This is a genomic window from Pseudomonas granadensis (assembly GCF_900105485.1).
Classification (GTDB): domain Bacteria; phylum Pseudomonadota; class Gammaproteobacteria; order Pseudomonadales; family Pseudomonadaceae; genus Aquipseudomonas; species Aquipseudomonas granadensis.
On record NZ_LT629778.1, the window covers coordinates 1,305,470 to 1,331,595 of the forward strand.

Below are 26,126 nucleotides of genomic sequence, written 5' to 3' on the forward strand. Positions count from 1 at the left end.
CTCAATTTAGCCATTGCCGACGTTTTCGGCTTGCTCCACTGGCAAAGATACCGCAGAGCAGCGCCAATAGCGCTACCCCGGCGCCCGTGACGAACCACTGTTGCTGATCGGTCAGCAGACGCGGCAGCGGACTGGCCTGCGCTTCCTTGAGTTGCAGCTTCAGGCGCTGGTTCTCCTGGCGCAACCGGGCAAGCTGGGCGCTTTCACGGGTGTTGTCGGCATTTTGCAGTTGTTTGCTCAGTTCTTCTCGTTGTTGCTCGCTGGCCTTGAGGCGCTGCTGCAACTCGGTGATCTGGCTGCCGGCACTCAGCGAAAATGGCGTGGAACTGCCGCCATCAGTGATTTCCTCACCATGGGCGGGCGCCATGATCGACAACGTGACCCACATCAGACACAACGGACCCTTGCGCATCGCGACACCTGTTTGCAATGGATATTGGGCAGGTTGTCGGCAGGCAAACGAGAATAATGAGCGATTGAGAACGCGATGAACCGACAAGGTTCATCGCGTGGGGACAGGCTTAAGGCAGGACTTGCTTGAACGGCTTGACCACGACATTGGCGTAGACGCCGGCAGCGATGTACGGATCGGCGTCCGCCCAGGCCTGCGCGGCGCTCAGCGAATCGAATTCGGCGACGATCAGGCTGCCAGTGAAACCCGCAGCGCCCGGATCATTGCTGTCGACCGCCGGGTGCGGCCCAGCGAGCACGATGCGGCCTTCGCCCTTGAGCGCTTGCAGGCGTTCCAGATGCGCCGGGCGCGCGGCGAGGCGGGCTTCGAGCGAGTTGGCGACGTCGGTGGCAATGATGGCATAGAGCATGTCAGTTCTCGGTTTTTGGTGTTGTGGTATCGGCGTCGTGCAGGTGACGCGACAGGTAAACGCCCTGTGCGACCAGGAACAGCACGGTCATGCCCAGGCTGCCGAACACCTTGAAGTCGACCCAGATGCTCTGGAAGGTGAAGGCGACGAACAGGTTGGCTGCGCCGCAGAACAGGAAAAAACCGATCCAGGCGATGTTCAGGCGCGTCCAGACCGGGTCCGGCAGGGTCAGCGCATGGCCCATGATGCGTTTGATCAGCAGGCGGTCACCAATGAAGTGGCTACCAATGAAGGCCGCGGCGAACAGCCAGTTGACCACCGGCGCTTTCCATTTCAGGAAGGTTTCGCTGTGGAAGGCCAGGGTCAGGCTGCCGAACACCAGGCAGGCGATCAGGGTCAGCCATTGGCTCTTTTCCAGCTTGCGTTGTTTGATGAACAGCGCGCCGTAGACCACCAGGGAGCTGATGATCAGCATCGCCGTGGCGCTGTAGATACCGCCTACGGTCACTTGCTGGCCGGCGATATCGACGACCCGTGGATCAAGTTTGTAAACGATGAAAAACAGCAAAAGCGGGATGAAATCGATGAATTGTTTCACAGTGAGAGCCAGAAGCTGGATGTGGCGGCATAATAACAAACATATGGGCGCGCGATAGCGCCAGCTGATTTGAGGTTACAACTCCCCGTGAATGTTGATTTGCACTGCCACAGCACGGCCTCCGATGGCGCCCTGGCGCCTGCGGTTCTGGTTGCGCGTGCGTTCGAAAACGGCGTGCAAGTGCTGGCGTTGACCGATCACGACACGCTGGAAGGCCTTGCCGAAGCGCGCGCGACCGCCACTGAACTGGGCATGCAACTGATCAACGGCGTCGAGTTGTCCTGCACCTGGGGCGGGGCGACCATTCATGTGCTGGGCTACGGTTTCGACGTCAACGCCGCACCGTTGGTCGAAGCGATCGCCAAATTGCACGATGGTCGCTGGCTGCGGTCGGAAGAAATAAGCCGCAAACTCGCCCTCAAGGGCATGCCCGGTGCACTCGACGGCGCCCGGCAGATCCAGCAGGAACTGGGCGACAGCGGCAATGCGCCGGCCCGTCCGCATTTCGCCGACTGGATGGTGCGCGAAGGTTACGTCAAGGATCGCGCCGAGGCATTTCGCAAATGGCTCGGCGCCGGCAAGCTCGGTGACGTCAAGTTGCACTGGCCGACACTGGAAGACACCGTCGGCACGCTGCGCGCCGCCGGTGCCTGGGTCAGCCTGGCGCACCCGTGGCACTATGATTTCACCCGCAGCAAGCGCCGCAAGCTGATTGCCGACTATATTCAAGCGGGCGGGCATGCCATTGAAGTGGTCAATGGCTATCAGCCTGCGGAACAGGTGGGCAGCCTGGCGATCCTTGCCCGTGAGTTCGGTCTGCTGGTCAGCGCCGGCAGTGACTTCCATGGCCCTGGCGGCTGGTCCGAGATCGGCCAGTACCGGCCGGTTCCCGAGGACCTTCCACCCCTGTGGTGTCGGTTCAAACATGACCCAGTTATTGCCGCCGTCTGAACAGGTAGAGAATGTGAGTCAATTTTTCCAGATACATCCGGAAAACCCGCAAGCGCGCCTGATCAAACAGGCGGTCGAGATCATTCGCAAGGGCGGGGTGGTGATCTATCCCACGGACTCTTCCTACGCGATCGGTTGCCAGATCGGCGACAAGACCGCCATCGAGCGCGTGCGCCGTTTGCGTCAGCTCGACGAGAAACATAACTTTGCGCTGATCTGCAGCGACCTGTCGCAACTGGGCAACTACGCCAAGATCGACACCGGCACGTTCCGTATTCTCAAGGCGCATCTGCCAGGCCCGTACACCTTTATTCTCAACGCCACCCGCGAAGTGCCGCGCCTGTTGCTGCACCCGAAAAAGCGCACCATCGGTTTGCGCGTGCCGAGCCATCCGATCGCGCTGGCGCTGCTGGCCGAACTGGGCGAGCCGCTGATGAGCGTAACGCTGATCATGCCCGGCGATGAAGACCCGCTCAGCGATCCGTACGAAATGCGCCAGTTGCTCGAGCATCAGGTTGATCTGATCATCGACGGCGGTTTTGGCGGCATCAAGGCGTCCACGGTGATTGACCTGACCGGCGACGACCCGGAAGTGGTTCGCGTCGGTTGCGGCGACCCGACGCCGTTCATGGTCGAGGCCTGAATGTCCGCAGTGGAAACCGTTGTCGATCCCCAGGCCGGCGCCCAGCAGGAACTGCCGTTTGCCATGGTCTATGGCCAGGCGGTCATGGAAATGCCGCTGGATCTGTACATTCCGCCGGATGCGCTGGAAGTCTTTCTCGAGGCCTTCGAAGGCCCGCTCGACCTGCTGCTGTACCTGATCCGCAAACAGAACATCAACATCCTTGACATCCCGGTGGCGGAAATCACCCGCCAGTACATGGGTTATGTCGAGTTGATGCAGTCGGTGCGCCTGGAGCTGGCTGCCGAGTATCTGGTGATGGCGGCGATGCTCGCCGAGATCAAATCGCGCATGCTCCTGCCGCGCGCCGAAACCGTCGAAGACGAAGAAGACGACCCGCGCGCCGAGCTGATCCGCCGCTTGCAGGAGTACGAACGCTTCAAGGCCGCTGCCGAAGGTATCGATGGCCTGAGCCGTGTCGGTCGTGATGTGATCGTGCCCAAGCTCGATGCCCCGGAAGCGCGGGCGCGCAAGCTGCTGCCCGACGTGGCGCTGGAAGAGATTCTGATGTGCATGGCCGAAGTGTTGCGCCGTGGCGACATGTTTGAAAGTCACCAGGTCAGCCGCGAAGCGCTGTCCACCCGCGAGCGCATGAGCGATGTGCTGGAGCGGCTCAAGGGCGGCGGTTTCGTGCCGTTTGTCGAGCTGTTCACCGCCGAAGAAGGTCGCCTCGGTGTGGTGGTGACCTTTATGGCGATCCTTGAACTGGTCAAGGAGTCCTTGGTCGAGCTGGTGCAGAATGAGCCGTTCGCCGCGATCCACGTGCGAGCCCGAGCCGAATAACGAGTCCCTGTATGAACCTGACTGAACCCCGCGAGCTGGCGCCCCTGCTTGAAGCCTTTCTGTTGGCCTCGGGAAAACCGCAATCGCTTGAGCGCCTGTATGAACTGTTCGAAGAAGGCGAGCGGCCGGAGCCGGCGGTCTTCAAGAAAGCCCTGAGCCTGCTGGGCAAGTCCTGCGAGGGCCGCGCCTTCGAACTCAAGGAAGTCTCGTCGGGCTACCGCTTGCAGATCCGCGAGAAGTTTTCACCGTGGGTGGGCCGACTGTGGGAAGAGCGCCCGCAACGTTATTCGCGCGCCTTGCTCGAAACCATCGCGCTGATCGCCTATCGCCAGCCGATTACCCGTGGCGAGATCGAAGACGTGCGTGGCGTGGCGGTCAACAGCAACATCACCAAAACCCTGCTCGAGCGTGAGTGGATCCGCGTCGTCGGTTACCGCGACGTGCCGGGCAAGCCGGCGATGTTTGCCACTACCAAGGCGTTTCTCGATCACTTCAACCTGAAAAACCTCGAAGACCTGCCGCCGCTGGCCGAACTGCGCGAGATGGAAGCCGAACCGGTCCTCGATTTCGACGACGCGCCGGTGCCGCAAAGTCTGCAGGAACTGGCCGATGCCAGTGCCGAGCCGGAAGAAGAAAAAGAGGAAACCAGTTTCCATAGCCTGCTGCTTGAGCTGGACAGCATGGAGGAGGGGATCAAGACCGATTTTGACGATTTGCTGCGCGATGGTGCTGATGCTGAAACATCAATCAGCGAGCCTGAGCTGAGCGAGCCGACCCTTGACGTTGAACTCGAAGCCGAGCCTGAAGCCGAAGCTGAAGACGACGTTCTCGGTGTCGCCGAGGCCCGTGAGAAACTCCTGGCCGCCGTCGCCGCCCTTGAACCGCCGGAGCCCGAGCTCAGCGAAGAAGAAGCCGAAGCCCGCGCACTGGCCGAAGCCATCGAAGCCGAACGGCGCGAATTCGAGGACTGACCCCATTTAAAGAACACCGCCATCCCCTGTAGGAGTGAGCCTGCTCGCGATAGCGGTGTGTCAGTCGACATCTTCTTGTCAGACACACCGCTATCGCGAGCAGGCTCACTCCTACAAGGGACTTGTGTGTTTCTGGAGAAAGCGATGAGTTCCACCAAAGACCCGTGCATCAGCCTCTGCAAATTCTCCGACGACATTTGCCTCGGCTGCGGCCGCAGCAAGCGCGAAATCAAGGCCTGGAAAAAACTCGACAAGGATGACAAGCGCACCGTGCTCGCCGAAGCCGCGTTGCGCCTGATCAAACTGCGCGGTGCCGGTCGGCGGAAAAACAAATAACCTGCGTTCGATCAGCTAGTCTCTGATGCGCAATGCCGTACATCCGCGTATGATTCGCGACCCTTCGCCGATCCCTTCGGCCGAAGACCAGATTCCAATGCTTCAGGCGCCGCCTGAACAGACCACACCGGGAGGTGCCCAGATGAGTGACATCAATCAGAAAGACGACCAGGAAATCGGACCAGCAGGCGAAAAGCTGCAGAAAGTCCTCGCCCGTATCGGCGTCGGCTCGCGCCGTGACGTCGAATCCTGGATCAGCCAGGGCCGCATCAAGGTCAATGGCAAAGACGCCACCCTCGGCCTGCGCGTCGACATGCACGACGCCATCACCATCGATGGCAAGGTGATCAAGCGCGAAGAAGCCGCCGAGTCGGTCCGCCGCGTGATCATGTACAACAAGCCCGATGGCGAAATCTGCACCCGTGACGACCCGGAAGGCCGTCCGACCGTGTTCGACAAGCTGCCGCGTCCGAAAGAAGGCCGCTGGATCAACATCGGTCGTCTCGACATCAACACCACCGGTCTGCTGATGTTCACCACCGACGGTGAACTGGCCAACCGCCTGATGCACCCGTCCTACGAGATGGACCGTGAATACGCCGTGCGTGTACGCGGTGAAGTCGACGACGAGATGATCGAGCGCCTGAAAGCCGGCGTGGTGCTGGAAGACGGCCCGGCGCGTTTCACCGACATTCAACAGGCCCCGGGCGGCGAAGGTTTCAACCACTGGTATCACTGCGTGGTCATGGAAGGGCGCAACCGTGAAGTGCGTCGTCTGTGGGAATCGCAGGGTCTGGTGGTCAGCCGCCTGAAGCGTGTGCGTTTCGGTCCGGTGTTCCTCAACTCTGACCTGCCGATGGGCCGCTGGCGCGAAATGAGCCAGTACGAAGTCGACGTGCTTAGCGCTGAAGTCGGTCTGACCCCGGTGGCGATGCCGCAGTTGAACGCCAAGAGCAAGGACAAACTGGAACGCATGCAGCGTAAATCGTCGCGGCCGATGGCCAAGACCGAGCGCGTGCGCACCCTGCGTCCTGCCGCTGGCGCGCCAACCGCGCCGCGCCCGAGCCGTGAGCCGCAGATCGAAGGCGAGCGTCCAGGTCGCAAGCCGGTCGCCCGCGACGGCGAGCGCGCACCGCGTCCGGCCAACGGCCGTACCGAGCGTGGCGAAGGTCGTGCACCGGCCGGTCGCGGTACGCCAGTGGCGGATCGTCCGGCGGACACCACCAACAAGCGCCCGGCCAAACCGGCGCCGAAGCGTCCGGGAATCAAACTGGTCGACGGCGACAAGCCCTCGGGCAAGCGCCGCGGCGCACCGGCCGGTTCGGGTCAGCGTCCGGGTTTCGGTCGTCGCAAGCCGGAATAAAGACAGCTGCAAGTTTTAAGCTGCAAGCTGCAAGTAGAAGCAAAAAACGCCAACCGCAGGGTTGGCGTTTTTTTTCGTCTGGCGCAAGTGTGCGGTGGCCGGGAAATAGCTATCGCGAGCAGGCTCACTCCTACAATTTGAAATGCGTTCCCCTGTAGGAGTGAGCCTGCTCGCGATGGCGCCAGTGGCCTCACACAAACCCAGGATCAGAAGACAAATCGCCCATCGAACACCGGTTTGTCATCCAGCGCTAAAACGCCACCTGAGAAGATTAAATCAAGGTGATGACTGCCCTTGGCCCCGCCACCCAGCCCCAGGTGCAGGCCGCAGTGCCGCTCTTCAAACCCGGCATTGCGCGCGTACAAATTCTTCACACCTTCATTGGTGCCAATTCCCAGTTCCTCGATCCGCCGGTTCGACGGGTTGGCATCGAGGTATTTGTTGAAATCATGCTCCAGCCCCGGCACGTCGGTGGCGATGCGGCTGATGGTCGAGTTCTCGATCCACAGTTCCAGCGGCGATTCCAGCACGCCGTACTTGCGCGCAAACGGAATGGTGCTGAGGAAGGTGCCCTTGAATTTCACGTGGCCGTTGATGGCTTCGCTGTGCGTGGCGATTTCGCCTGGGGCCAGGTCGAAGTTGCCGACCCCGTTGATGTCGGTCCATTTCTTGATGCTGCTCAGCGGCGTCTCGAACCATGAGCCGTCATCGTCCTTGAAGCTCAACGTGGTCGCCTGCGACATGCGCTGGATCAAGTGGCTGTTGAGGCCGGCGATGCGCTGCGGGGTGACGCTGAAGGTGTCGTAGAAATAATCGCCGTAATCCTTGAACAGCAGCGACTTCTTCCAGTTTTCCGCCATCACCGCTTGCAGCGCGCGGACGAATTCCGGGCCGTCGGGGCGCGGGTTGGGCAGGGTCGAAGAGTCGTAGAAAAAAATGTACAGATCGCTGTCGCCAATCGCCTCGGCCAGCGCTGCGGTGCTCTCCAGATCCAGGCGGCGGGCGCTGAAACGGAAGCGCGGATGCTCGCCGGCCTGTTCGGCGATGGCACCGGTCAGGGCTTCGTAATCGGCGGTGTGGCCGAGCAATACCTTTGCCGAATCGAGACCGGCGAGGGCGGGGTGGTGTTCGAGGTAGTAAAGGAAATGCGAGATGGCGCGGGGCTTGTCCATGAGTCCTCCCTGACTGACCGGGAAATGAAGCGGCAGGCACGACCGGCCGGACCGTGCCTGCCCGGGGATGTCTTACAGAGGCCACATCGCCGTGCCGAACGGTACGACCGCGTCGGCTTGCATCATTTCCACGGCGGCCTCATGGGTCGGTGCTTCAAACCATTCGTCCAGTTGCAGTTCGGTATCCAAGTCTTTTTCCAGTGCTTGCATGGTCGATCTCCTAGATGACTTTCACGGTTTATGACTGGCCGGTCGAGGTGGCCGGCGCGTCGTGAAAAACCTAGTTCAGCGGCTTTTGTAATGCAAAAAATTATCCATTTAATTTTTAAATAGACTTTTTGTTCTGTTTTTTGCGGTGGTTTTTCTTATTTGAAAACAAAAAACTAGCCTGCGTATTTCATTAGCAAGCTTGCTACCGTCAATTTGCAGACGTCCTACCGATTGTGCTGAATTGGAAACTTTACGTTACGCACTGTCAGAGAATATTTACGAAAAACAGCGCCAGACCGCCTGAATCACCAACAAGCGAAGCGCTGTAAGGAAAATCTGCCGAATGCCGTCCTGCCGGGGGCCGCGCAAGGCTCTGGTGCGCTTGTTTCAGCGGCGTTTGCAAGGTGATATGCGGCCCATGCCTGCCGTGCAGGTGCATAACAAGAAGGAGGCGCAATGAACGCCGTGACTGATCTCCACTTCGCTCCGTGGGACGGTTTTTTCCTCGTCCATGCCGATGGTCTGCAAAGGCCTGACTCAATTTTCGCAGCCGCCCGAACCTCTCGAGGCGGACACACGCAATCCCGGCAACCGACACGCTGATCCAGCGGAGTCTGGCAGCAGGGGGTTAGCGGTGTACAATGCGCCGCGTTTTAACTGTGACCCTCTGCGTAATCGCGCAAATCTCAAGGCTACCCGCCTTGTTCACTCCGTCGCGCCACAAGCGTGCCGGGTTCGATTTCGTCACAGATAAAAACAAGCAGGTGACGCATGACCGTTGTAAACAAGCTGAACTCCTGGTGCCTGCGCTGGGGTTTGATCGGGGCTGCCTGAAATCGCAACCTTGCAGCAACGTCTACTGCACACCATCAAACCTTGCGTGAGACCTTTTTCATGAGTGGACAACCCTCGCAGTCAGGCGAGCTGAAACGCGGCCTGAAAAATCGCCACATTCAACTGATCGCCCTCGGTGGCGCGATCGGTACCGGATTGTTCCTCGGCTCGGCCGGGGTACTGAAATCCGCCGGCCCGTCGATGATCCTCGGCTACGCCATCTGCGGCTTCATCGCCTTCATGATCATGCGCCAACTGGGCGAGATGATCGTTGAAGAGCCGGTGGCCGGTTCCTTCAGCCATTTTGCGCACAAATACTGGGGCGGCTTCGCCGGTTTCCTGTCGGGCTGGAACTGCTGGATTCTGTACATCCTGGTGGGCATGTCCGAGCTGACCGCGGTCGGCAAGTACATTCACTACTGGGCGCCGGACATCCCGACCTGGGTCTCGGCGGCGGCGTTCTTCGTGCTGATCAACGCGATCAACCTGGCCAACGTCAAAGTCTTCGGTGAAGCCGAGTTCTGGTTCGCGATCATCAAGGTCGTGGCAATCGTCGGCATGATTGCCCTGGGCAGCTACTTGCTGGTCAGCGGCAACGGCGGCCCTCAGGCTTCGGTCACTAACCTGTGGTCTCACGGCGGGTTTTTCCCCAATGGCGTCAGCGGTCTGGTGATGGCCATGGCGATCATCATGTTCTCCTTCGGCGGTCTGGAAATGCTCGGTTTCACCGCAGCCGAAGCTGACAAGCCAAAAACCGTGATCCCGAAAGCAATCAATCAGGTGATCTACCGCATCCTGATTTTCTACATCGGCGCGCTGGTGATCCTGTTGTCGCTGACGCCGTGGGACAGCCTGCTGGAAACCCTCAACGCTTCGGGTGATTCGTACAGCGGCAGCCCGTTCGTGCAGGTGTTCTCCATGCTCGGCAGCAATACCGCTGCGCACATCCTCAACTTCGTCGTGTTGACGGCGGCGCTGTCGGTGTACAACAGTGGCACCTACTGCAACAGCCGCATGCTGCTGGGCATGGCCGAGCAGGGCGATGCGCCGAAAGGCCTGGCGAAGATCGACAAACGCGGCGTGCCGGTGCGTTCGATCCTCGCGTCGGCGGCAGTGACGCTGGTTGCCGTGCTGCTCAACTATTTGATCCCGCAACATGCGCTGGAACTGTTGATGTCGCTGGTGGTTGCGACGCTGGTGATCAACTGGGCGATGATCAGCTTCTCGCACTTCAAGTTCCGCCAGCACATGAACCAGACCCGGCAGACGCCGCTGTTCAAGGCGCTGTGGTACCCGTACGGCAACTTCGTCTGCCTGGCGTTCGTGGTGTTCATCCTAGGGGTGATGCTGCTGATCCCCGGCATTCAGATCTCGGTGTACGCGATTCCGGTGTGGGTGGTGTTCATGTGGGTCTGCTACCTGATCAAGAACAAGCGCAGTGCGCAGCAGGCGGTCCCGGTGATCGCCAAGTAACCGCATGAGCAGTAACGACAAACCCGGCCAGAGTGCCGGGTTTGTTGTTTCTGAAGCGGAGATAATTGGCCCTGCACCGAACCCTGTGGGAGCTAGCCTGCTAGCGATGGCGTCAGTTCAGTTATTTCGTTGGTGGCTGACACTCCGCTATCGCTAGCAGGCTAGCTCCCACAGTTTTGATCTCCAACAGGCTGAAGTGCTGTTTCGGGTTATCCTGCACCCTCTGAATACGGACGCTTTTCCATGCTGGTGATTTCCAACAACGTGCATCTGCCCGATGCTGAAATCGAGCTGACGGCCATCCGCGCGCAGGGCGCCGGTGGGCAGAACGTCAACAAGGTGTCGAGCGCCGTGCACCTGCGCTTCGACATTCCCAACTCATCGCTGCCCGAGTTCTACAAGGAACGGCTGCTGACGCTGCGTGACAGTCGCATCACCAGCGACGGCGTGTTGATCATCAAGGCGCAGCAATACCGCACCCAGGAAGCCAACCGCGCCGACGCGCTGGAACGGCTGGTCGAGCTGATCCTCAGCGCGACCAAAGTGGAAAAGAAACGCCGCCCGACCAAGCCGACCCTCGGTTCAAAGAAGCGCCGGCTCGAATCCAAATCCAAGCGCGGCGACATCAAGGCCGGGCGCGGCAAGGTCGATTTCTAGTCCTCACGGTACTTCGCGGTGTGCTTGTACAGATAGACGCTCAAGCCGAGCCCGCTCAACGCGGCAAGCGCAGCGAACAGAAAGATCGAAGCGAAACCGAATCCCGCGGCAATCGCCCCGGCCAACGGCCCGGTGATGCCCAGCGACAAATCGATGAACAGCGAGTAAGCGCCGACCGCCGCGCCGCGGCTCGACGCCGGCACCAGATTCACCGCCTCGACGCCCAGCGCCGGGAACACCAGCGAAAAGCCAAAACCGCTCAACGCCGCCCCGGCCAAGGCCCAATGCGCATCCGGTGCGATCCATAGCAACAGCAACCCGAGAGTTTCCACCGACAGGCAGGCAATCGCCACGCGGAAGCCGCCGAGGCGGTTGATCAGGTTGCCGAACAGCAGCCGCGCACCAATGAAGCTGGCGCCGAACAGGCTCAGGCACAGCACTGCGTTGTCCCAATGTTGCGTCGCGTAATACAGGGTAATGAACGTGGCGATGGTGCCGAAACCGATCGAGCCCAGCGCCAGGCCGCAGCCATGGGGGAAGACTTTGCCCAGCACATGGATGAACGGCAGGCGCTCACCGGCAACAATCGGCGCGGCGGTCTTCGGCCATGCCAGCGCCAGGCCGAGCAGGGCCAGCAGGATGATGCTGACGCCCATGCTCCACAGGCCCAACCGGCCCACCAGCCAGACGCCGAACGGCGCACCGATCGCCAGCGCGCCGTAACTGGCGATGCCGTTCCAGGAAATCACCTTGGCCGTGTTGGCCGCACCGACGCGGCCGATGCCCCAGCCAATCGAGCCGGAGCCGACCAGACTCTCGGCGCTGCCCAATACCAGACGGCCGATCAACAGGCTGATCAGACTGAACAACGGGAGGCCTGGCGTCCACGCCGAAAGCAGCATGAACACACCGCTCAAGCCACAGCCGGCCAGACCGATCATCACCGCGCGTTTGCTGCCCTGGTTGTCGATGATCTTGCCGGCGTAGGGGCGGCTGAGCAGGGTGGCGAGGTATTGCACGCTGATCACCAGCCCGGCGATCACCGCGCCAAAACCGAGGTCGCTGTGCACGTAACCGGGCAACACCGCCAGCGGAATGCCGATATTCAGGTAACCGATGAAGGTGAAAAGGACGATGGAAACGACTTGCAGCGTAACCGCCAGTGGGCGCTGGGGCTCGGGTATAGAGGACGACATGGGTAACGATCCACGGGAGCAGCAGATTAGATAGGCTGCTCATGATACCGGCGTGAACCGATCAGAGGCTGGGAAAAGTAAAACTATTTGCCGGGCGGCGCGTTCAGGACTGGGCTGGAGCAACCAGTTGTGTGGTGACCAAGGCGGCGAGGGCGTTTTCTTCGCTGCCGAATCGCTCGAGCAGGGCGGCCTGTTTCTCGGGAGAGAGGCGGTTCCAGATGTCGATCATTTTCTCGGTGGCACCGATCAGGACGGCGGCTTGGCTTTCGGAGAATTCGTCGGTCATGGCAGGCTCGGGTTTCAGGCAGTGTGGAAAGCGCATGTTAGCGCTTTCCACACGGTCTGTACGGCGGGTCTTACGCTTCGCTGTCGGCTTTGCGGCTGTCAGCGGCTTCTTGCGGCTCGGGCTTTTCGGCGCCGGCGTGTTGCGGGGTCGTCTGCTCAGGTACGTGCAGGCTTGGGAAGGGGAGATTAGGAATCTCGTGCATGGTTGCGCTCCTCGCTAAGTCTGTTGATAGATCAGGTGCTCCGCGCTTTTACAAAGCCTGCGCAGGATACAGCAGGAAAAATGACAATCAGACTTTTAATTCAAATTAATGCGACAGATGGCCGCAGGGGCGAGAGGTCAACGCAAAAAAATGTAGGAGTGAGCCTGCTCGCGATAGCGGTGTATCAATCAACATTGAAGCTGACTGACACACCGCCATCGCGAGCAGGCTCGCTCCCACAGGGGAATTGCGGTGTTTGGGTTATTTGCAGGCGTCAGCGATGGCGTCGGCAAGCAAGGCGAGGCGGGTGGCGTCGATGCCGGCGACGTTGGCCCGGCCGGAACTGACCATGTACACGCTGTGCCGCTCGCGCAGATGCTTGACCTGCTCCGGCGACAAACCGGTGTAGGAGAACATCCCGCGCTGCACGCCAATATGCGCAAAGCGTTCGCGCAAACCGTGCGGTTCCAGCGCTTCGACCAGGCCGCTGCGCAGTTGCGCGATGCGCAGGCGCATGGCTTCCACCTCATCGGCCCAACGGGCTTTCAGCTCCGGATCGGCAAGAATGGTTGCCACCACCGCAGCACCATGATCCGGCGGTGTCGACCACAGGTTGCGGGCGATATTGGCCAGTTGGCTGCGAATGTCGATCAGCTTGTCAGGGCTTTTCGCGCAGACGATCAGCGCCCCGGTGCGGTCGCGGTACAAACCGAAGTTCTTCGAGCAGGAGCTGGTGATCAACAACTCGGGCACCTGTGCCGCGAACAACCGCGTCGACCACGCGTCCTGCTCCAGACCATCGCCAAAGCCTTGATAAGCGAAGTCGATCAGCGGCAGCAGATCACGGCTGCGCACGACCTCGAGCACGCGCTGCCAGTCGTCATGGCTGAGGTCGAAACCGGTCGGGTTGTGGCAGCAGGCATGCAGCAGCACCACATCCCCCTTTGGCGCGTCCTTGAGCACGGCGAGCATCGCTTCGACGTCGAGGCGGTTGTCGCTGCCCACATACGGGTAGTGACTGACCTTGACCCCGGCCGTAGCAAAAATGGTTTCGTGGATCGGCCAGGTCGGGTTGCTCAGCCACACGCCTTTGCCCGGCAGGCACTGGGCGATGAAGTCGGCCGCCAGGCGCAAGGCGCCAGTGCCGCCCGGCGTCTGGGTGGCGCCGGCACGTTGTTCGGCAATCAGCTTCGAGTCGGCGCCAAGCACCAGCTCATTGATGACCTTGCCAAACAGCGGATTGCCGTGGCCGCCGATGTAGGTCTTGGTGTCCTGACTTTCCACCAGCCGCGCTTCGGCAATTTTCACCGCCTCGGGAATCGGCGTCAGGCCCTGGGCGTCCTTGTAGACGCCAACGCCGAGGTCGAACTTGCGCGGATTACTGTCCTGCGCGTAAGCCTCCATCAAGCCGAGGATCGGGTCGCCGGGCACCCGGCCGATGGCGTCGAAGTGCATTACTTGCGTCCTTCTGCGGTCTTGGCCACTTCGTCAGTGCGCGCGGCCATGATGAAGTCGTTGCGGTGCAGGCCTTTGATCGAGTGGCTCCACCAGGTCACGGTGACTTTGCCCCACTCGGTCAGCAGGCCCGGGTGGTGACCTTCGGCTTCGGAGATTTCGCCGACGGCGTTGGTGAACGCCAGCGCGTGCTTGAAGTTCTTGAACAGGAAGACTTTCTCCAACTGCATGATGCCGTCGCGGACTTCGATGTTCCAGTCAGGGATCTGCTTGATCAGGATCGGCAGTTCTTCATCGCTGACTTGTGGCGCATCGGCGCGGCAGGCTTCGCAGTGGGCTTGGTTCAAAGTGGACATGGTCGGTTCCTGAAATCGAGTGTGTTTTTTATTCAAGGGTGTGCGCCCGTCGGTACCGTCACGCTAAACCAAAGTGGCGGCGACGGACAGGCGCAATTGTCAGCAAAAGTCGCGGTTCAGGCGGCTTTGGGTTTCGGCGGAAATTTGGGCGCGTGCAAGCCCAGCTGCATGCCCTGGCGCACCATGGCCATGATGTCTTCGTGAGCGACGTCGAACAGACGCTTGAGGTTGGGCAGGACGAAATACAACGGCTGCAGGATGTCGATACGGTACGGCGTGCGCATCGCTTCGAGCGGATCGAAAGCTTGATGCTCAGGCTCGTCTGACAGGCAGTAAACGGTCTCTTTGGGCGAGGACAGAATGCCGCCACCGTAGATGCGCTTGCCTTGCGGCGTATCGACCAGACCGAACTCGATGGTCATCCAGTACAGGCGCGCCAGATACACGCGTTCTTCCTTGCTCGCTTGCAGGCCGAGCTTGCCGTAGGTATGGGTGAATTCAGCGAAGTAGGGGTTGGTCAACAGCGGACAGTGCCCAAAGATCTCGTGGAAAATGTCCGGCTCTTGCAGGTAATCCAGTTCTTCGCGGGTACGGATAAACGTGGCGACGGGAAACTGTTTGCTGGCGAGTAATTCAAAAAACGTCTGGAAGGGAATCAGCGCCGGCACGCGCGCAACCTGCCAGCCGGTGGTTTCGCCAAGCACCTTGTTGATCTCGCCGAGCTGCGGGATGCGGTCGTGGGGCAGACCGAGTTTTTCGATCCCGTCCAGGTATTCCTGACAGGCACGCCCTTCGATCACTTTCAGTTGGCGAGTGATCAGCGTGTTCCACACCGCATGTTCTTCGGCGGGGTAGTCGATAAAACCTTGCGCATCGGGCTCGCGAGCCACGTATTGCGTCTGCTTCATGCTGCTCTCCTGCTAGGGGAATTCGTTTTTGTTATGTCCAGCGATGGACAGAGGATTACCCGAGAGCGTGTGGATGTGCAGCAGGTTGAATCACCTGGGCGTAGGAATTTTCTCTGGTTTTCGTAAAGTAATCGTTACGGTTTGCCGGATAAGTCGCATTTGCGGCGATTGGCGGGTTTGAAAAGAGCCTATGCTGTCACATAATCTTGACAATAATCTGTGTGCCTCGACAGAAAAATGGATTCGGGGCGCACCGCCATACCCTGTGGGAGCCAGCCTGCTGGCGATAGCAATACCCCCGTCGACATGAATGTTGACTGACCCACCGCTATCGCCAGCAGGCTGGCTCCCACAGGGGATCGGGTTCAATCCCAATTTTGTCGGGCCTCTTAATATGCGCATCAAAGTCCACTGCCAGAACCGCATCGGCATCCTGCGCGACATTCTCAACCTGCTCGTGGCTTACGGCATCAACGTCGCGCGCGGTGAGGTCGGTGGTGAGCACGGCAATGCGATCTATCTGCACTGCCCGAACCTGATCAACATCCAGTTCCAGGCCCTGCGCCCGAAGTTCGAAGCGATTGGCGGGGTGTTTGGCGTCAAGCGGGTCGGGCTGATGCCCAGCGAGCGCCGGCACATGGAGTTGAACGCGTTGCTCGGGGCGCTGGAGTTTCCGGTGTTGTCGATCGACATGGGCGGTTCGATCGTCGCGGCCAACCGCGCGGCGGCGCAGTTGCTCGGCGTGCGCGTCGATGAAGTGCCGGGCATTCCGCTGTCGCGTTACGCCGAGGATTTCGATTTGCCGGAACTGGTGCGCGCCAACAAGTCGCGAATCAACGGCATGCGCGTCAAGGTCAAGGGCGACGTCTTTCTGGCCGACATCGCGCCGCTGCAATCGGAGCACGACGACAGCGAGGCCATGGCCGGTGCAGTGCTGACGCTGCATCGCGCTGACCGCGTCGGTGAGCGCATCTATAACGTACGCAAGCAGGAGCTGCGCGGCTTCGACAGCATCTTTCAGAGCTCGAAAGTCATGGCGGCGGTGGTCCGTGAAGCGCGGCGCATGGCACCTCTCGACGCACCACTATTAATAGAAGGCGAAACCGGCACCGGCAAGGAATTGCTCGCGCGCGCCTGCCACCTTGCCAGTCCGCGCGGGCAGTCACCGTTGATGGCGCTCAATTGCGCCGGGCTGCCTGAGTCAATGGCCGAGACCGAGCTGTTCGGCTACGGCCCTGGGGCGTTCGAAGGCGCGCGCGCCGAAGGCAAACTCGGCCTGCTCGAGCTGACCGCCGGCGGCACGCTGTTTCTTGACGGCGTCGGCGAAATGAGCCCGCGTTTGCAGGTCAAACTGCTGCGCTTTTTGCAGGATGGCTGCTTCCGTCGCGTCGGCAGCGACGAGGAGGTTTATCTGGATGTGCGGGTGATCTGTGCGACGCAGGTGGACTTGTCCGAGCTGTGCGCGCGCGGCGAGTTTCGTCAGGACCTCTATCACCGCTTGAACGTGCTGTCGCTGCACATCCCGCCGCTGCGTGAATGCCTCGATGGCCTGACTCCGCTGGTCGAACATTTCCTCGATCAGGCCAGCCGGCAGATCGGCTGCACGCTGCCGAAACTGGCGCCGGCAGCGATGGATCGACTCAGCCATTACCATTGGCCGGGCAACGTACGGCAACTGGAGAATGTGCTGTTTCAGGCGGTGTCGCTGTGTGACGGCGGTAAGGTCAAGGCGGAACATATTCGCCTGCCGGATTACGGCGTGCGTCAGCCGCTTGGCGATTTTTCCCTCGATGGAAATCTCGACGAGATCGTCGGGCGCTTTGAAAAAGCCGTGCTGGAGCGTCTGTACTCCGAGCACCCGAGCAGTCGGCAACTGGGCAAGCGCCTGGGGGTTTCGCACACCACGATTGCCAACAAGTTGCGTGAGTATGAAGTGGGCAAAGAGTCGGGCAGCACGTGATCGTTCCCACGCTCCGCGTGGGAATGCCTCGATGGACGCTCTGCGTCCGCTGTTGGGACGCGGAGCGTCCCGGGCTGCATTCCCACGCAGAGCGTGGGAACGATCAAGCCAGAAGTTGCGTTGGCTGTGATGGCTTCATCGCGAGCAGGCTCACTCCTACAGAAACCGGGTTTCATCTGAAGGAACGCGGTCAACTGTAGGAGTGAGCCTGCTCGCGATGGGGGTGGCCGCCGTTGGCTGATGCCAAAGGTTGCCACTCACCGGCAGGACACCGCCGGTTTTTCGTCTTCGATACATTTCAAATTTCCCCTCTGAATCCTTGAAACCCTTTGTTTACCGGGCCTCGGGCCGCCAATAAAAAGTTGGTCTGCTAATTGCTTATGGCTCAGCAGTACAGCGGTGGGCGGCAAACGTCCGGCATGCAGAGGAAAGAGTGTGGACAAGTACCTTTATGTGGCAATGACCGGCGCCAGCCAGAACGCACTGGCGCAGCGGGCGCATGCCAACAACCTGGCGAACATCTCCACCAACGGTTTTCAGCGCGACCTGGAACAGGCGCGTTCGATGCCGGTGTTCGGTGACAGCTTTCCGGCGCGTGCGTTTGCCATGAGCGAACGGCCTGCCACCGACTTCACCCCGGGCTCGCTGGTGCAGACCGGCCGTGACCTCGACGTCGCCGTGAGCGGCAATGGCTGGATCGCCGTGCAGAATCCCAACGGCGGCGAAAGCTACGTGCGCACCGGCAGCCTCAACGTCGATGCCCTCGGCGTGCTGCGTGCCGGCAACGGTATGCCGGTGATGGGCAATGGTGGTCCGATCGCCGTACCGCCCGAGCAGCAGATCGAAGTCGGCGAAGACGGCACCATCAGCATTCGCGCGATGGGCGAGGGCCCACGGGTCATGGCCGAAGTCGACCGGATCAAACTGGTCAACCCCGACATCAAGAACATGAACAAAGGCCTCGACGGCTCGATTTACACCAGGGACGGCCAACCGGCGCCGGCCGATGCCAACGTCAAACTGGTCTCGGGTTTCCTTGAGTCGAGCAACGTCAACGCCGTTGAAGAGATGACCTCGGTGCTGGCCCTGGCCAAGCAGTTCGAGTTGCACGTCAAGATGATGAACACCGCCAAAGACGACGACCAGGCCATGGCTCGGGTCTTGCAGATCAGCTAATTATCAGAACGTCGCGCCGTAAAACAGGCGCACGAGGAGAATCGAATGCTTCCGGCTCTATGGGTTGCCAAAACCGGTCTGTCCGCCCAGGACACCAACCTGACCACCATTTCCAACAACCTGGCGAACGTTTCGACCACGGGTTTCAAACGTGATCGCGCCGAGTTCCAGGACCTGCTCTATCAGATCAAGCGTCAGCCTGGCGCCCAGTCGACCCAGGACAGCGAACTGCCGTCGGGTCTGCAAGTGGGTACCGGTGTGCGCATTGTCGGCACCCAGAAAAACTTCACCGCCGGCAGCCTGCAAACCACCGAGCAGCCGCTGGACATGGCCATCGACGGTCGCGGTTTCTTCCAGATCCTGCAACCGGACGGCACCACCTCGTACACCCGTGACGGTACCTTCCACCTCGATTCCAATGGCCAGATCGTCAACGCCAGCGGTTTCGCGCTGGAGCCGGCAATCGTCATTCCGAACGATGCGCAAACCTTCACCGTTGGCCGTGACGGCACCGTCTCGGTGACCATCGCCGGCAACCCGGCTGCCCAGGTGATCGGCAACCTGCAAACCGCCGACTTCATCAACCCGGCCGGTCTGCAAGCGGTAGGCAACAACCTGTTCCTGGAAACCGCCGCTTCCGGCGCACCGCAAGTCGGTACTCCGGGCCTGAACGGTTTCGGTACCACGCTGCAGAACACCCTGGAAACCTCAAACGTCAGCACCGTTGAAGAGATGGTCAACATGATCACCACTCAGCGCGCCTACGAGATGAACTCCAAGGTGATCTCCACCGCCGACCAGATGCTCTCGTTCGTAACGCAGAATCTGTAATCAAGTCTATGGGGCGGCCTGAGGTCGCCAGCAACACCGTGAGGTAGGGTCATGAATCGCTTTGTATCTGTTCTGGCATTGAGTGGGGTCGTCTCGCTCGCGGGCTGCGTCGCTCCGACGCCCAAGCCCAATGACCCGTATTACGCCCCGGTGTTGCCGCGCACACCGTTGCCGGCTGCCGCCAACAACGGCTCGATCTATCAGGCCGGTTTCGAGCAGAACCTGTACAGCGACCGCAAGGCGTTCCGGGTCGGTGACATCATCACCATCACCCTGAACGAGCGCACCCAGGCGAGCAAGAATGCCAACTCGCAGATGGACAAGAACAGCGACAACAGCATCGGTCTGACCTCGCTGTTCGGCTCCAGCCTGACCACCAACAACCCGATCGGTGGCGGCGACCTGAGCCTGAATGCCGGCTACAGCGCCGACCGTTCGACCAAGGGTGACGCCAAGTCCGGACAGAGCAACAGCCTGACCGGTTCGATCACCGTGACCGTGGCCGATGTGTTGCCCAACGGCATCATCGCCGTGCGTGGCGAGAAGTGGCTGACCCTGAACACCGGTGACGAACTGGTGCGCATCGCCGGCATGGTCCGCGCCGACGACATCGCCACCGACAACACCGTGTCGTCGACCCGCGTCGCCGATGCACGCATCACCTACTCGGGTACCGGTGCGTTTGCCGATACGAGTCAGCCAGGCTGGTTCGACCGTTTCTTCCTCAGCCCGCTGTTCCCTTTCTAGGTGGCTACGTTGAATCTGAAAAGCCTTATGGTCGCTGCGTTGTTGATGTCGGCGGCCTTCAACGCCCACGCCGAGCGGCTGAAAGACATCGCCAGCATTTCCGGCGTGCGTTCCAACCAGTTGATCGGTTACGGCCTGGTGGTCGGGCTTAACGGCACCGGTGACCAGACGACGCAAACCCCGTTCACCCTGCAGACTTTCAACAACATGCTCTCGCAGTTCGGCATCAAGGTGCCGCCGGGATCGGGCAACGTGCAGTTGAAAAACGTCGCGGCGGTGTCGGTGAGTGCCGATCTGCCGGCGTTCGCCAAGCCGGGTCAGCAGGTCGACATCACCGTTTCCTCGATCGGTAACTCCAAGAGCCTGCGTGGCGGCACCTTGCTGCTGACGCCGCTCAAGGGCATCGACGGCAACGTCTATGCGATCGCTCAGGGCAACCTGGTGGTCGGCGGTTTCGATGCCGAAGGTCGCGACGGTTCGAAAATCACCGTCAACGTTCCGTCGGCCGGTCGTATCCCTGGGGGTGCGTCGGTGGAGCGGTCGGTGCCGAGCGGTTTCAACCAGGGCAACAGCCTGACGCTGAACCTCAATCGCTCCGACTTCACCACCGCCAAGCGCATCGTCGACAAGATCAACGACATGCTCGGCCCTGGCGTTGCGCAAGCCATCGACGGCGGCTCGATCCGTGTCACCGCGCCGCTCGATCCGAGCCAGCGCGTTGATTACCTGTCGATCCTGGAAAACCTCGAAGTCGATCCGGGTCAGGCGGTGGCGAAAGTCATCATCAACTCGCGCACCGGCACCATCGTCATCGGCCAGAACGTGAAAGTCTCGCCGGCCGCCGTGACCCATGGCAGCCTCACCGTGACCATCACCGAGGACCCGATCGTCAGTCAGCCGGGCCCGTTGTCCAACGGCCAGACTGCAGTGGTCCCGCGTTCGCGGGTGAATGCCGAGCAGGAAGCCAAGCCGATGTTCAAGTTCGGCCCTGGCACCACCCTCGACGAGATCGTGCGCGCGGTGAACCAGGTCGGCGCGGCACCGGGTGACTTGATGGCCATCCTCGAAGCCCTGAAGCAGGCCGGTGCGTTGCAAGCCGACCTGATCGTGATCTGAGGCCGACCACCATGGATATGCGCAAAAGCGGTCTGGTCAGCAGCAGCGATTCGGGCTCGTACTCCGACCTCAATCGTCTGAACCAGCTCAAGGTCGGCGACAAGAACAGCGACGAAAACATGCGCAAGGTTGCGCAGGAATTCGAATCGCTGTTCCTTGGCGAGATGCTCAAGTCGATGCGCTCGGCCACCGACGCGCTCGGCCAGGACAACCCGCTGAACACGCCGGCTGCCAAGCAGTATCAGGAAATGTACGACCAGCAACTGGCGGTTTCCATGTCCCGCGAGGGCGGTGGTATTGGCCTGGCTGACGTGCTGATCCGGCAGATGTCGAAGAACAAACCGATGGCCCCGGGCGAAGCGGCGGCGGCGTCCGCCGCCAAGCAACAGGAAGCGCTGGCCAAGGCGGCCGCGGTGCCGACGCCGATTGCCGCCGGCACCGTTGCCACAAACGGCCCGTTGTCGCGACTCAATGGCGAACGGCCGTTGTGGGCGTCGCGTTCGGTGAATGCGCCGAACACCGATATCTCCCGCCGCAACGACATGCAATTGATCAATCAGCGTCGTCTGGCGTTGCCGCCGAAACTGGCTGATCGTTTGCTCGCCGGGTTGGTGCCGTCTGCGCCTGCAACTGCTGCTGCCGCTACCGCAGCGGTGGCGAGCAACGCCTTGCCACAACGTGCCGCGACCCCGGCGATCGGTGGTTCCGGTCCGCTGTACAACGGCGACTGGCTGGCCCGCGCCGAAGAACAGAAAGCCGCCGCTGGCGGGCAGATGCAGGTCTACGGTCGCGCCATGGCGCAGATTCCGCTGGCGCCGGCAAAAAAAGCTTTCAGCTCTGCCGACGAATTCGTCAACACCATGTTGCCGATGGCCAAGGAAGCCGCCGACCGCATCGGCGTCGACCCACGTTATCTGGTGGCCCAGGCGGCGCTGGAAACCGGTTGGGGCAAGTCGGTCATGCGTGCCCAGGACGGCAGCAGCAGCCACAACCTGTTCGGCATCAAGGCCAGCAGCAACTGGAAGGGCGATTCGGCCCGGGCGATCACCAGCGAATTCCGCAACGGTGCGATGGTCAAGGAGACGGCCGAATTCCGTTCCTACGCCTCGTACAAGGACAGCTTCCACGATCTGGTGACGTTGCTGCAGAGCAACAATCGCTATCAAGAAGTGCTGAAGTCGGCCGATAACCCAGAACAGTTTGTACGCGAGTTGCAGAAGGCCGGTTACGCCACCGACCCGAACTACGCCAACAAGATTTCGCAAATTGCCAAGCAGATGAACAGTTTCGAAAACTACGCTGCGGCGGGTGTCTCCACCACGCCTTTATAAGGCACCAGGTAATAAGGTCTGAACCATGAGTTTGCTCAATATCGGGATGTCGGGACTGTCGGCCAGCCAGTCCTCTCTGGCCACGACAGGCAACAACATTGCCAACGTCGACACCGCCGGTTATTCACGTCAGCAAACCGTACAGGGCACCAAGTCGTCGCAGCAGTACGGCACCGTGTTCATCGGCACCGGCACGACCCTGGCCGACGTGCGCCGGGTGTACAACTCGTACCTGGAATCGCAGCTGCATACGGCGACTTCGCTGGACAGCGAATCCGCTGCTTTCCTCAAGCAGGCGACGCCGCTGGACGCGATGCTGTCCGACACCAACACCGGCCTGACCGGCGTGCTGCAGAAGTTCTTCACTTCGCTGCAGGGCGTGTCGACCTCGGCCACCGATGACACCTCGCGCCAATCGGTGCTGACTGGTGCGCAGGCGTTGAGCAGTCGTTTCAATACCATCGCCAAGCAACTCAACGACCAGAACACCACGATCAACGGCAGCCTGGGCGACATGACCGCCCAGGTGAACAAGCTGGCGACCTCGATTGCCAACCTGAACCAGAAGATCGGCGAGATCTCCACCAGCGGTGGCGCGCCGAACGACCTGCTCGACAGCCGTAACGAAGCCGTGCGCCAACTGTCGGTGCTGACCGGCGCCCAAGTGGTTGAGCGCGGCACCAGTTTCGATATCTACGTCGGCAGCGGCCAGCCCTTGGTGATCGGTAACACCACCAACACCCTGAGCATGGTTGCCAGCAAAGACGATCCGTCGCGCATGGCCATTCAGATGGACCGCGGCTCGAGCACCATCGACATCACCTCGGTGATCAGCGGTGGCGAAATCGGCGGTCTGCTGACCTATCGCAAGGAAGTCCTCGACCCGTCGCTCAACGAGCTGGGCCGAGTGGCCCTGGTGGTTGCCGATCAGATCAACCGCCAGCAAGCCCAGGGCATCGACAAGAACGGTGACTTCGGCGCGGCGATTTTCAACAACATCAACAGTGCCGCACTGATCAGCCAGCGCAGCATTGCCAAAGATGGCAACAGCGCCGGTTCAGGCAACCTCGATGTGACCATCAAGGATACCGGCAAGCTGACCACCAGCGATTACCAGGTCACGTTCACCAGTGCTACTGACTACACCGTCAAGCGCTCCGACGGCACGGACATGGGTGCATTCAGCACCACGACCAACCCGCCGCCCGTGATCGACGGTTTCACCCTCGCGCTCAACGGCGGTGCGTTGAGCGCCGGTGACTCGTTCAAGGTCACACCGACTCGCAACGCAGCCGCAAGCATTCAGACGGTGCTCACCGATCCGAAGAAAATCGCTGCGGCCGGTCCTTTAACCGGCGTGGCCAGCGCCAACGGTCTGGGCACTTACACCCAGCCGACGCTCAGCGACAAGATCGACATCTACAACCCGACCGCCCAGGCCGACATGCAGGCGGCGCTGAAGAATTCGACGCCGGTCAAACTGGTATTCGGCGCGACCAGCGGCGGCAGCCAGTCGTACAACCTGGTGGACGCCAAAGGCGCGACCATCGGCACCGGCACCATCGTTCCGGGCCAGTCGAACACCCTGAATCTGAAAGTCGGCATCGTCGACGCCAGCGGCAACCCGGTGCTGGACACGACTGTCACGCCGAACGTGCAGAAAACCTTCACCGTGCAGACCACCGTGGGCGGCACGCCGAAATCCGGCGAGACCTTCACCATGAACCTGACCGGTGCGGCGTCTTCGGACAACCGTAACGCGCAGGCGCTGGTCGGCCTGCAAACCGCACAAAGCGTCGACACGGGTTCGGCGAGCAAGGGCATCAGCCTGACTGACGCCTACAACAAATTGGTGACCAACGTCGGTACCAAGACCGCCCAGGGCAAGTCCGACAGCGCTGCGACCAGCGCGATTCTGGACAACGCCAAGGGCGCTCGCGATTCGTTGTCCGGGGTCAACCTGGATGAAGAAACCGGCAACCTGGTCAAATACCAGCAGTACTACACAGCGTCTTCGCAGATCATCAAAGCTGCGCAGGAAACTTTCGCCACGCTGATCAACAGCCTTTAAGGAGTCGTAATTCATGCGCATTTCCACCGCTCAGTATTACGGAACGCAAGCTTCGGACTATCAGCGTAACTTCAACAAGGCCGTTGCCACCGCTAGCGAGGCGAGCAGCCTGCAGCGCATCAACACCGCCGCCGATGATCCGATCGGGGCAGGGCGCTTGCTGCAATTGGGCCAGCAGGCCGCGATGCTCGATCAGTACAAGACCAACGTCGACACCACCAAAAGTGCACTGAACGTGCAAGAGTCCACGCTGGACTCGATCACCACGGCGCTGGCGCGTGCCAAAGAGCTTGCGCTGGCTGCCAACAACGGCACGATCACCGACAAGGACCGCCAGGCTTACGCTTCGGAAATGGGCGAGATCCAGCAACAAGTGCTGGGCCTGATGAACGCCAAGGACGCCAACGGCAACTACCTGTTCTCCGGCTCGAAAACCGACACCGCGCCCTACTCGAAAAATGCCGACGGCACTTTCACTTACAACGGCGACCAGACCACCATCAATCTGGGCATTGGCGACGGCATGACTGTCGGCACCAACACCACCGGTTGGGACGCCTTCCAGCAGACCATCAACACCGGTCGCACCAACACCAAAATGACCGCACCGGCTGTGGATGACGGCCGTGTCGTGCTGTCCAACGGCACCGTCGGCACTGCTGCCAGCTACGATGCCAAATTCAGCGCCGGGCAGCCGTACACCATCGATTTTGTCAGCAGCACTCAGCTGAAAATCACCGATGCCCTGGGTAATGACGTCACCGCCGAAGCCAGCCAGAACGGCCTGATCAGCAACAGCAGCGGCGCTAACCAGACCGTCAGTTTCCGTGGCGTTGACCTCAAGTTGAACGTCAACCTCAAGGCCGGCGACACCAACCCGGACGCAGTCATTGCCGGGCACAGCTTCCAGCTGTCGAGCACGCCTGATTCGTTCACCACCACGCGCAGCCCGGGCAATACCTCGACGTCGGTGATCACCGGTTCGACTATCACCGACCAGGCCGCGTATACCGCCGCATTCCCGCAGGGCGGGGCAGTCCTCAAGTTCACCAGCGCTACCGATTTCGATCTGTACGCCGCACCGGTGACGGCTGACAGCAAGCCGGTATCTTCGGGCACCGTCGTCGGTGGCAACGCGACCGCTGCCGGCGTCACCTTCGCACTGGGCGGTACGCCGGCGACGGGCGATCAGTTCTCGATCCAGCCGAACAATCACCAGACCCAGAACGTGCTCGACACCCTGGGCCAGATGATCACGGCGCTGAACACCCCGGTCGATGGCGATCCGGTTGCCAAGCAGAAACTGCAGGGCGCGATGGAAGCGGGCCTCGGCAACATCGACGCGGCCGCCAATCAGATTGGCACCGCCGTCACCACCATCGGTGCGCGCGGCCAGGCGCTGGACATGCAAGCCATCACCAACGACAGCCTGAGCACAGCGAACACCACGACCCAAGGCTCGATCCGCGATTCCGATCCGGCCGAAGTCATGACCCGCCTGACCTTGCAGCAAACCATGCTGCAGGCCTCGCAGCTGGCGTTCAGCAAGATCAGCCAGTTGGGTCTGTTCAACAAGATCTGACGGTGGGCGGGCGTGCGAGCGCCCGCTGACCTTGTCCCTCTGTTAATGATTTTTTGCG

The 26,126-nt window shown here is 60.9% G+C and carries 27 protein-coding genes; 16 read left to right on the plus strand and 11 right to left on the minus strand.

Translation table 11 applies throughout. The annotated features are described in order from the left end of the window. Nucleotide 1: 1 nt before the first annotated feature. From BLU52_RS05770 to BLU52_RS05780, 3 genes are all read right to left on the minus strand, one after another. Nucleotides 2-412, minus strand: a complete 411-nt coding sequence (locus BLU52_RS05770) for a translation initiation factor 2 (protein ID WP_090282308.1) — start codon at nt 410-412, stop codon at nt 2-4. Nucleotides 413-521: 109 nt separating this feature from the next. After that, nucleotides 522-821: a YciI family protein gene (locus BLU52_RS05775; RefSeq protein ID WP_007919677.1), complete on the minus strand. Its 300-nt coding sequence runs from the start codon at nt 819-821 to the stop codon at nt 522-524. A 1-nt stretch (nt 822) separates the two neighbouring features. Then, nucleotides 823-1,419: a septation protein A gene (locus BLU52_RS05780; RefSeq protein ID WP_090282309.1), complete on the minus strand. Its 597-nt coding sequence runs from the start codon at nt 1,417-1,419 to the stop codon at nt 823-825. A gap of 87 nt (nt 1,420-1,506) precedes the next feature. Between BLU52_RS05780 and BLU52_RS05785 the strand changes: the two genes are divergently transcribed. From BLU52_RS05785 to rluB, 6 genes are all read left to right on the plus strand, one after another. Beyond that, nucleotides 1,507-2,370, plus strand: coding sequence for a PHP domain-containing protein (locus BLU52_RS05785; protein ID WP_090282310.1), 864 nt, complete (start codon nt 1,507-1,509; stop codon nt 2,368-2,370). A 13-nt stretch (nt 2,371-2,383) separates the two neighbouring features. Continuing rightward, nucleotides 2,384-3,013, plus strand: coding sequence for an L-threonylcarbamoyladenylate synthase (locus tag BLU52_RS05790; protein WP_016771124.1), 630 nt, complete (start codon nt 2,384-2,386; stop codon nt 3,011-3,013). Between the two features lie 123 nt (nt 3,014-3,136). After that, on the plus strand, nt 3,137-3,835 hold the full coding sequence (locus BLU52_RS05795; protein WP_172828192.1) for a segregation and condensation protein A: 699 nt from the start codon (nt 3,137-3,139) through the stop codon (nt 3,833-3,835). 11 nt (nt 3,836-3,846) lie between these two features. Then, nucleotides 3,847-4,806: an SMC-Scp complex subunit ScpB gene (gene scpB, locus BLU52_RS05800; protein WP_090282311.1), complete on the plus strand. Its 960-nt coding sequence runs from the start codon at nt 3,847-3,849 to the stop codon at nt 4,804-4,806. A 144-nt stretch (nt 4,807-4,950) separates the two neighbouring features. Next, entirely contained in the window at nt 4,951-5,142 is a 192-nt protein-coding gene (locus BLU52_RS05805) for a DUF1289 domain-containing protein (protein WP_090282312.1), read from the plus strand. Nucleotides 5,143-5,284: 142 nt separating this feature from the next. Then, nucleotides 5,285-6,505 (plus strand): 23S rRNA pseudouridine(2605) synthase RluB, encoded by a 1,221-nt coding sequence (rluB, locus tag BLU52_RS05810; protein ID WP_090282313.1) that lies wholly within the window; start codon nt 5,285-5,287, stop codon nt 6,503-6,505. 206 nt (nt 6,506-6,711) lie between these two features. On the opposite strand, the gene BLU52_RS05815 is transcribed toward rluB, so the two are convergent. Both BLU52_RS05815 and BLU52_RS26765 read right to left on the minus strand, forming a co-directional pair. Beyond that, on the minus strand, nt 6,712-7,677 hold the full coding sequence (locus BLU52_RS05815) for a M29 family metallopeptidase (RefSeq protein WP_090282314.1): 966 nt from the start codon (nt 7,675-7,677) through the stop codon (nt 6,712-6,714). Nucleotides 7,678-7,749: 72 nt separating this feature from the next. Then, a complete protein-coding gene (locus BLU52_RS26765) occupies nt 7,750-7,887 on the minus strand; it encodes a hypothetical protein (protein ID WP_003222780.1) in 138 nt (45 codons plus the stop codon). Nucleotides 7,888-8,781: 894 nt separating this feature from the next. Between BLU52_RS26765 and BLU52_RS05825 the strand changes: the two genes are divergently transcribed. Further along, entirely contained in the window at nt 8,782-10,194 is a 1,413-nt protein-coding gene (locus tag BLU52_RS05825) for an amino acid permease (RefSeq protein WP_090282316.1), read from the plus strand. Between the two features lie 243 nt (nt 10,195-10,437). Further along, nucleotides 10,438-10,851, plus strand: a complete 414-nt coding sequence (gene arfB, locus BLU52_RS05830) for an alternative ribosome rescue aminoacyl-tRNA hydrolase ArfB (RefSeq protein ID WP_090282317.1) — start codon at nt 10,438-10,440, stop codon at nt 10,849-10,851. Here arfB and BLU52_RS05835 read toward each other — a convergent pair. The 6 genes from BLU52_RS05835 to phhA form a co-directional block, all read right to left on the minus strand. Next, the gene (locus BLU52_RS05835; RefSeq protein WP_090282318.1) at nt 10,848-12,047 is read right to left on the minus strand and encodes an MFS transporter; all 1,200 of its coding nucleotides are present in this window, start codon (nt 12,045-12,047) and stop codon (nt 10,848-10,850) included. The two genes, arfB and BLU52_RS05835, sit on opposite strands and share 4 nt — an antisense overlap. 103 nt (nt 12,048-12,150) lie before the next feature. Continuing rightward, nucleotides 12,151-12,333 carry a hypothetical protein gene (locus BLU52_RS05840; protein ID WP_090288445.1) on the minus strand — a complete coding sequence of 61 codons (183 nt, stop codon included), beginning with the start codon at nt 12,331-12,333 and terminating at the stop codon, nt 12,151-12,153. 70 nt (nt 12,334-12,403) lie between these two features. Continuing rightward, nucleotides 12,404-12,535 carry a hypothetical protein gene (locus BLU52_RS27090; protein ID WP_258450101.1) on the minus strand — a complete coding sequence of 44 codons (132 nt, stop codon included), beginning with the start codon at nt 12,533-12,535 and terminating at the stop codon, nt 12,404-12,406. Nucleotides 12,536-12,796: 261 nt separating this feature from the next. Then, nucleotides 12,797-13,990, minus strand: a complete 1,194-nt coding sequence (locus BLU52_RS05845; protein WP_090282319.1) for an amino acid aminotransferase — start codon at nt 13,988-13,990, stop codon at nt 12,797-12,799. Further along, nucleotides 13,990-14,346: a 4a-hydroxytetrahydrobiopterin dehydratase gene (locus BLU52_RS05850; protein WP_016771115.1), complete on the minus strand. Its 357-nt coding sequence runs from the start codon at nt 14,344-14,346 to the stop codon at nt 13,990-13,992. Before BLU52_RS05850 ends, BLU52_RS05845 begins: the two co-directional genes overlap by 1 nt. 116 nt (nt 14,347-14,462) lie before the next feature. Continuing rightward, nucleotides 14,463-15,254 carry a phenylalanine 4-monooxygenase gene (phhA, locus tag BLU52_RS05855; RefSeq protein WP_090282320.1) on the minus strand — a complete coding sequence of 264 codons (792 nt, stop codon included), beginning with the start codon at nt 15,252-15,254 and terminating at the stop codon, nt 14,463-14,465. Nucleotides 15,255-15,648: 394 nt separating this feature from the next. Between phhA and BLU52_RS05860 the strand changes: the two genes are divergently transcribed. From BLU52_RS05860 to BLU52_RS05900, 8 genes are all read left to right on the plus strand, one after another. Beyond that, nucleotides 15,649-17,214 carry a sigma-54-dependent transcriptional regulator gene (locus tag BLU52_RS05860; protein WP_090282321.1) on the plus strand — a complete coding sequence of 522 codons (1,566 nt, stop codon included), beginning with the start codon at nt 15,649-15,651 and terminating at the stop codon, nt 17,212-17,214. A 435-nt stretch (nt 17,215-17,649) separates the two neighbouring features. After that, a complete protein-coding gene (locus BLU52_RS05870; protein WP_090282323.1) occupies nt 17,650-18,390 on the plus strand; it encodes a flagellar basal body rod protein FlgF in 741 nt (246 codons plus the stop codon). A 45-nt stretch (nt 18,391-18,435) separates the two neighbouring features. Continuing rightward, nucleotides 18,436-19,221 (plus strand): flagellar basal-body rod protein FlgG, encoded by a 786-nt coding sequence (gene flgG / locus BLU52_RS05875; RefSeq protein WP_090282324.1) that lies wholly within the window; start codon nt 18,436-18,438, stop codon nt 19,219-19,221. Between the two features lie 51 nt (nt 19,222-19,272). Then, on the plus strand, nt 19,273-19,968 hold the full coding sequence (gene flgH, locus BLU52_RS05880; protein WP_042558188.1) for a flagellar basal body L-ring protein FlgH: 696 nt from the start codon (nt 19,273-19,275) through the stop codon (nt 19,966-19,968). Between the two features lie 27 nt (nt 19,969-19,995). Beyond that, nucleotides 19,996-21,084 (plus strand): flagellar basal body P-ring protein FlgI, encoded by a 1,089-nt coding sequence (locus BLU52_RS05885; protein WP_167359923.1) that lies wholly within the window; start codon nt 19,996-19,998, stop codon nt 21,082-21,084. An 11-nt stretch (nt 21,085-21,095) separates the two neighbouring features. Continuing rightward, nucleotides 21,096-22,415: a flagellar assembly peptidoglycan hydrolase FlgJ gene (flgJ, locus tag BLU52_RS05890; RefSeq protein ID WP_090282326.1), complete on the plus strand. Its 1,320-nt coding sequence runs from the start codon at nt 21,096-21,098 to the stop codon at nt 22,413-22,415. 25 nt (nt 22,416-22,440) lie between these two features. Continuing rightward, on the plus strand, nt 22,441-24,486 hold the full coding sequence (flgK, locus tag BLU52_RS05895; RefSeq protein WP_090282327.1) for a flagellar hook-associated protein FlgK: 2,046 nt from the start codon (nt 22,441-22,443) through the stop codon (nt 24,484-24,486). A gap of 13 nt (nt 24,487-24,499) precedes the next feature. Continuing rightward, nucleotides 24,500-26,068 carry a flagellar hook-associated protein 3 gene (locus BLU52_RS05900; RefSeq protein ID WP_090282328.1) on the plus strand — a complete coding sequence of 523 codons (1,569 nt, stop codon included), beginning with the start codon at nt 24,500-24,502 and terminating at the stop codon, nt 26,066-26,068. Nucleotides 26,069-26,126: the final 58 nt, after the last annotated feature.

What these genes read in the sequence shown, in the direction of transcription:
- BLU52_RS05770 (WP_090282308.1), bottom strand. Translation starts at nt 412, where the DNA reads ATGCGCAAGGGTCCGTTGTGTCTGATGTGGGTCACGTTGTCGATCATG.
- BLU52_RS05775 (WP_007919677.1), bottom strand. Translation starts at nt 821, where the DNA reads ATGCTCTATGCCATCATTGCCACCGACGTCGCCAACTCGCTCGAAGCC.
- scpB (WP_090282311.1), top strand. Translation starts at nt 3,847, where the DNA reads ATGAACCTGACTGAACCCCGCGAGCTGGCGCCCCTGCTTGAAGCCTTT.
- BLU52_RS05805 (WP_090282312.1), top strand. Translation starts at nt 4,951, where the DNA reads ATGAGTTCCACCAAAGACCCGTGCATCAGCCTCTGCAAATTCTCCGAC.
- rluB (WP_090282313.1), top strand. Translation starts at nt 5,285, where the DNA reads ATGAGTGACATCAATCAGAAAGACGACCAGGAAATCGGACCAGCAGGC.
- BLU52_RS05815 (WP_090282314.1), bottom strand. Translation starts at nt 7,677, where the DNA reads ATGGACAAGCCCCGCGCCATCTCGCATTTCCTTTACTACCTCGAACAC.
- BLU52_RS26765 (WP_003222780.1), bottom strand. Translation starts at nt 7,887, where the DNA reads ATGCAAGCACTGGAAAAAGACTTGGATACCGAACTGCAACTGGACGAA.
- BLU52_RS05825 (WP_090282316.1), top strand. Translation starts at nt 8,782, where the DNA reads ATGAGTGGACAACCCTCGCAGTCAGGCGAGCTGAAACGCGGCCTGAAA.
- arfB (WP_090282317.1), top strand. Translation starts at nt 10,438, where the DNA reads ATGCTGGTGATTTCCAACAACGTGCATCTGCCCGATGCTGAAATCGAG.
- BLU52_RS05835 (WP_090282318.1), bottom strand. Translation starts at nt 12,047, where the DNA reads ATGTCGTCCTCTATACCCGAGCCCCAGCGCCCACTGGCGGTTACGCTG.
- BLU52_RS05840 (WP_090288445.1), bottom strand. Translation starts at nt 12,333, where the DNA reads ATGACCGACGAATTCTCCGAAAGCCAAGCCGCCGTCCTGATCGGTGCC.
- BLU52_RS27090 (WP_258450101.1), bottom strand. Translation starts at nt 12,535, where the DNA reads ATGCACGAGATTCCTAATCTCCCCTTCCCAAGCCTGCACGTACCTGAG.
- BLU52_RS05845 (WP_090282319.1), bottom strand. Translation starts at nt 13,990, where the DNA reads ATGCACTTCGACGCCATCGGCCGGGTGCCCGGCGACCCGATCCTCGGC.
- BLU52_RS05850 (WP_016771115.1), bottom strand. Translation starts at nt 14,346, where the DNA reads ATGTCCACTTTGAACCAAGCCCACTGCGAAGCCTGCCGCGCCGATGCG.
- phhA (WP_090282320.1), bottom strand. Translation starts at nt 15,254, where the DNA reads ATGAAGCAGACGCAATACGTGGCTCGCGAGCCCGATGCGCAAGGTTTT.
- BLU52_RS05860 (WP_090282321.1), top strand. Translation starts at nt 15,649, where the DNA reads ATGCGCATCAAAGTCCACTGCCAGAACCGCATCGGCATCCTGCGCGAC.
- flgG (WP_090282324.1), top strand. Translation starts at nt 18,436, where the DNA reads ATGCTTCCGGCTCTATGGGTTGCCAAAACCGGTCTGTCCGCCCAGGAC.
- flgH (WP_042558188.1), top strand. Translation starts at nt 19,273, where the DNA reads ATGAATCGCTTTGTATCTGTTCTGGCATTGAGTGGGGTCGTCTCGCTC.
- BLU52_RS05885 (WP_167359923.1), top strand. Translation starts at nt 19,996, where the DNA reads ATGGTCGCTGCGTTGTTGATGTCGGCGGCCTTCAACGCCCACGCCGAG.
- flgJ (WP_090282326.1), top strand. Translation starts at nt 21,096, where the DNA reads ATGGATATGCGCAAAAGCGGTCTGGTCAGCAGCAGCGATTCGGGCTCG.
- flgK (WP_090282327.1), top strand. Translation starts at nt 22,441, where the DNA reads ATGAGTTTGCTCAATATCGGGATGTCGGGACTGTCGGCCAGCCAGTCC.
- BLU52_RS05900 (WP_090282328.1), top strand. Translation starts at nt 24,500, where the DNA reads ATGCGCATTTCCACCGCTCAGTATTACGGAACGCAAGCTTCGGACTAT.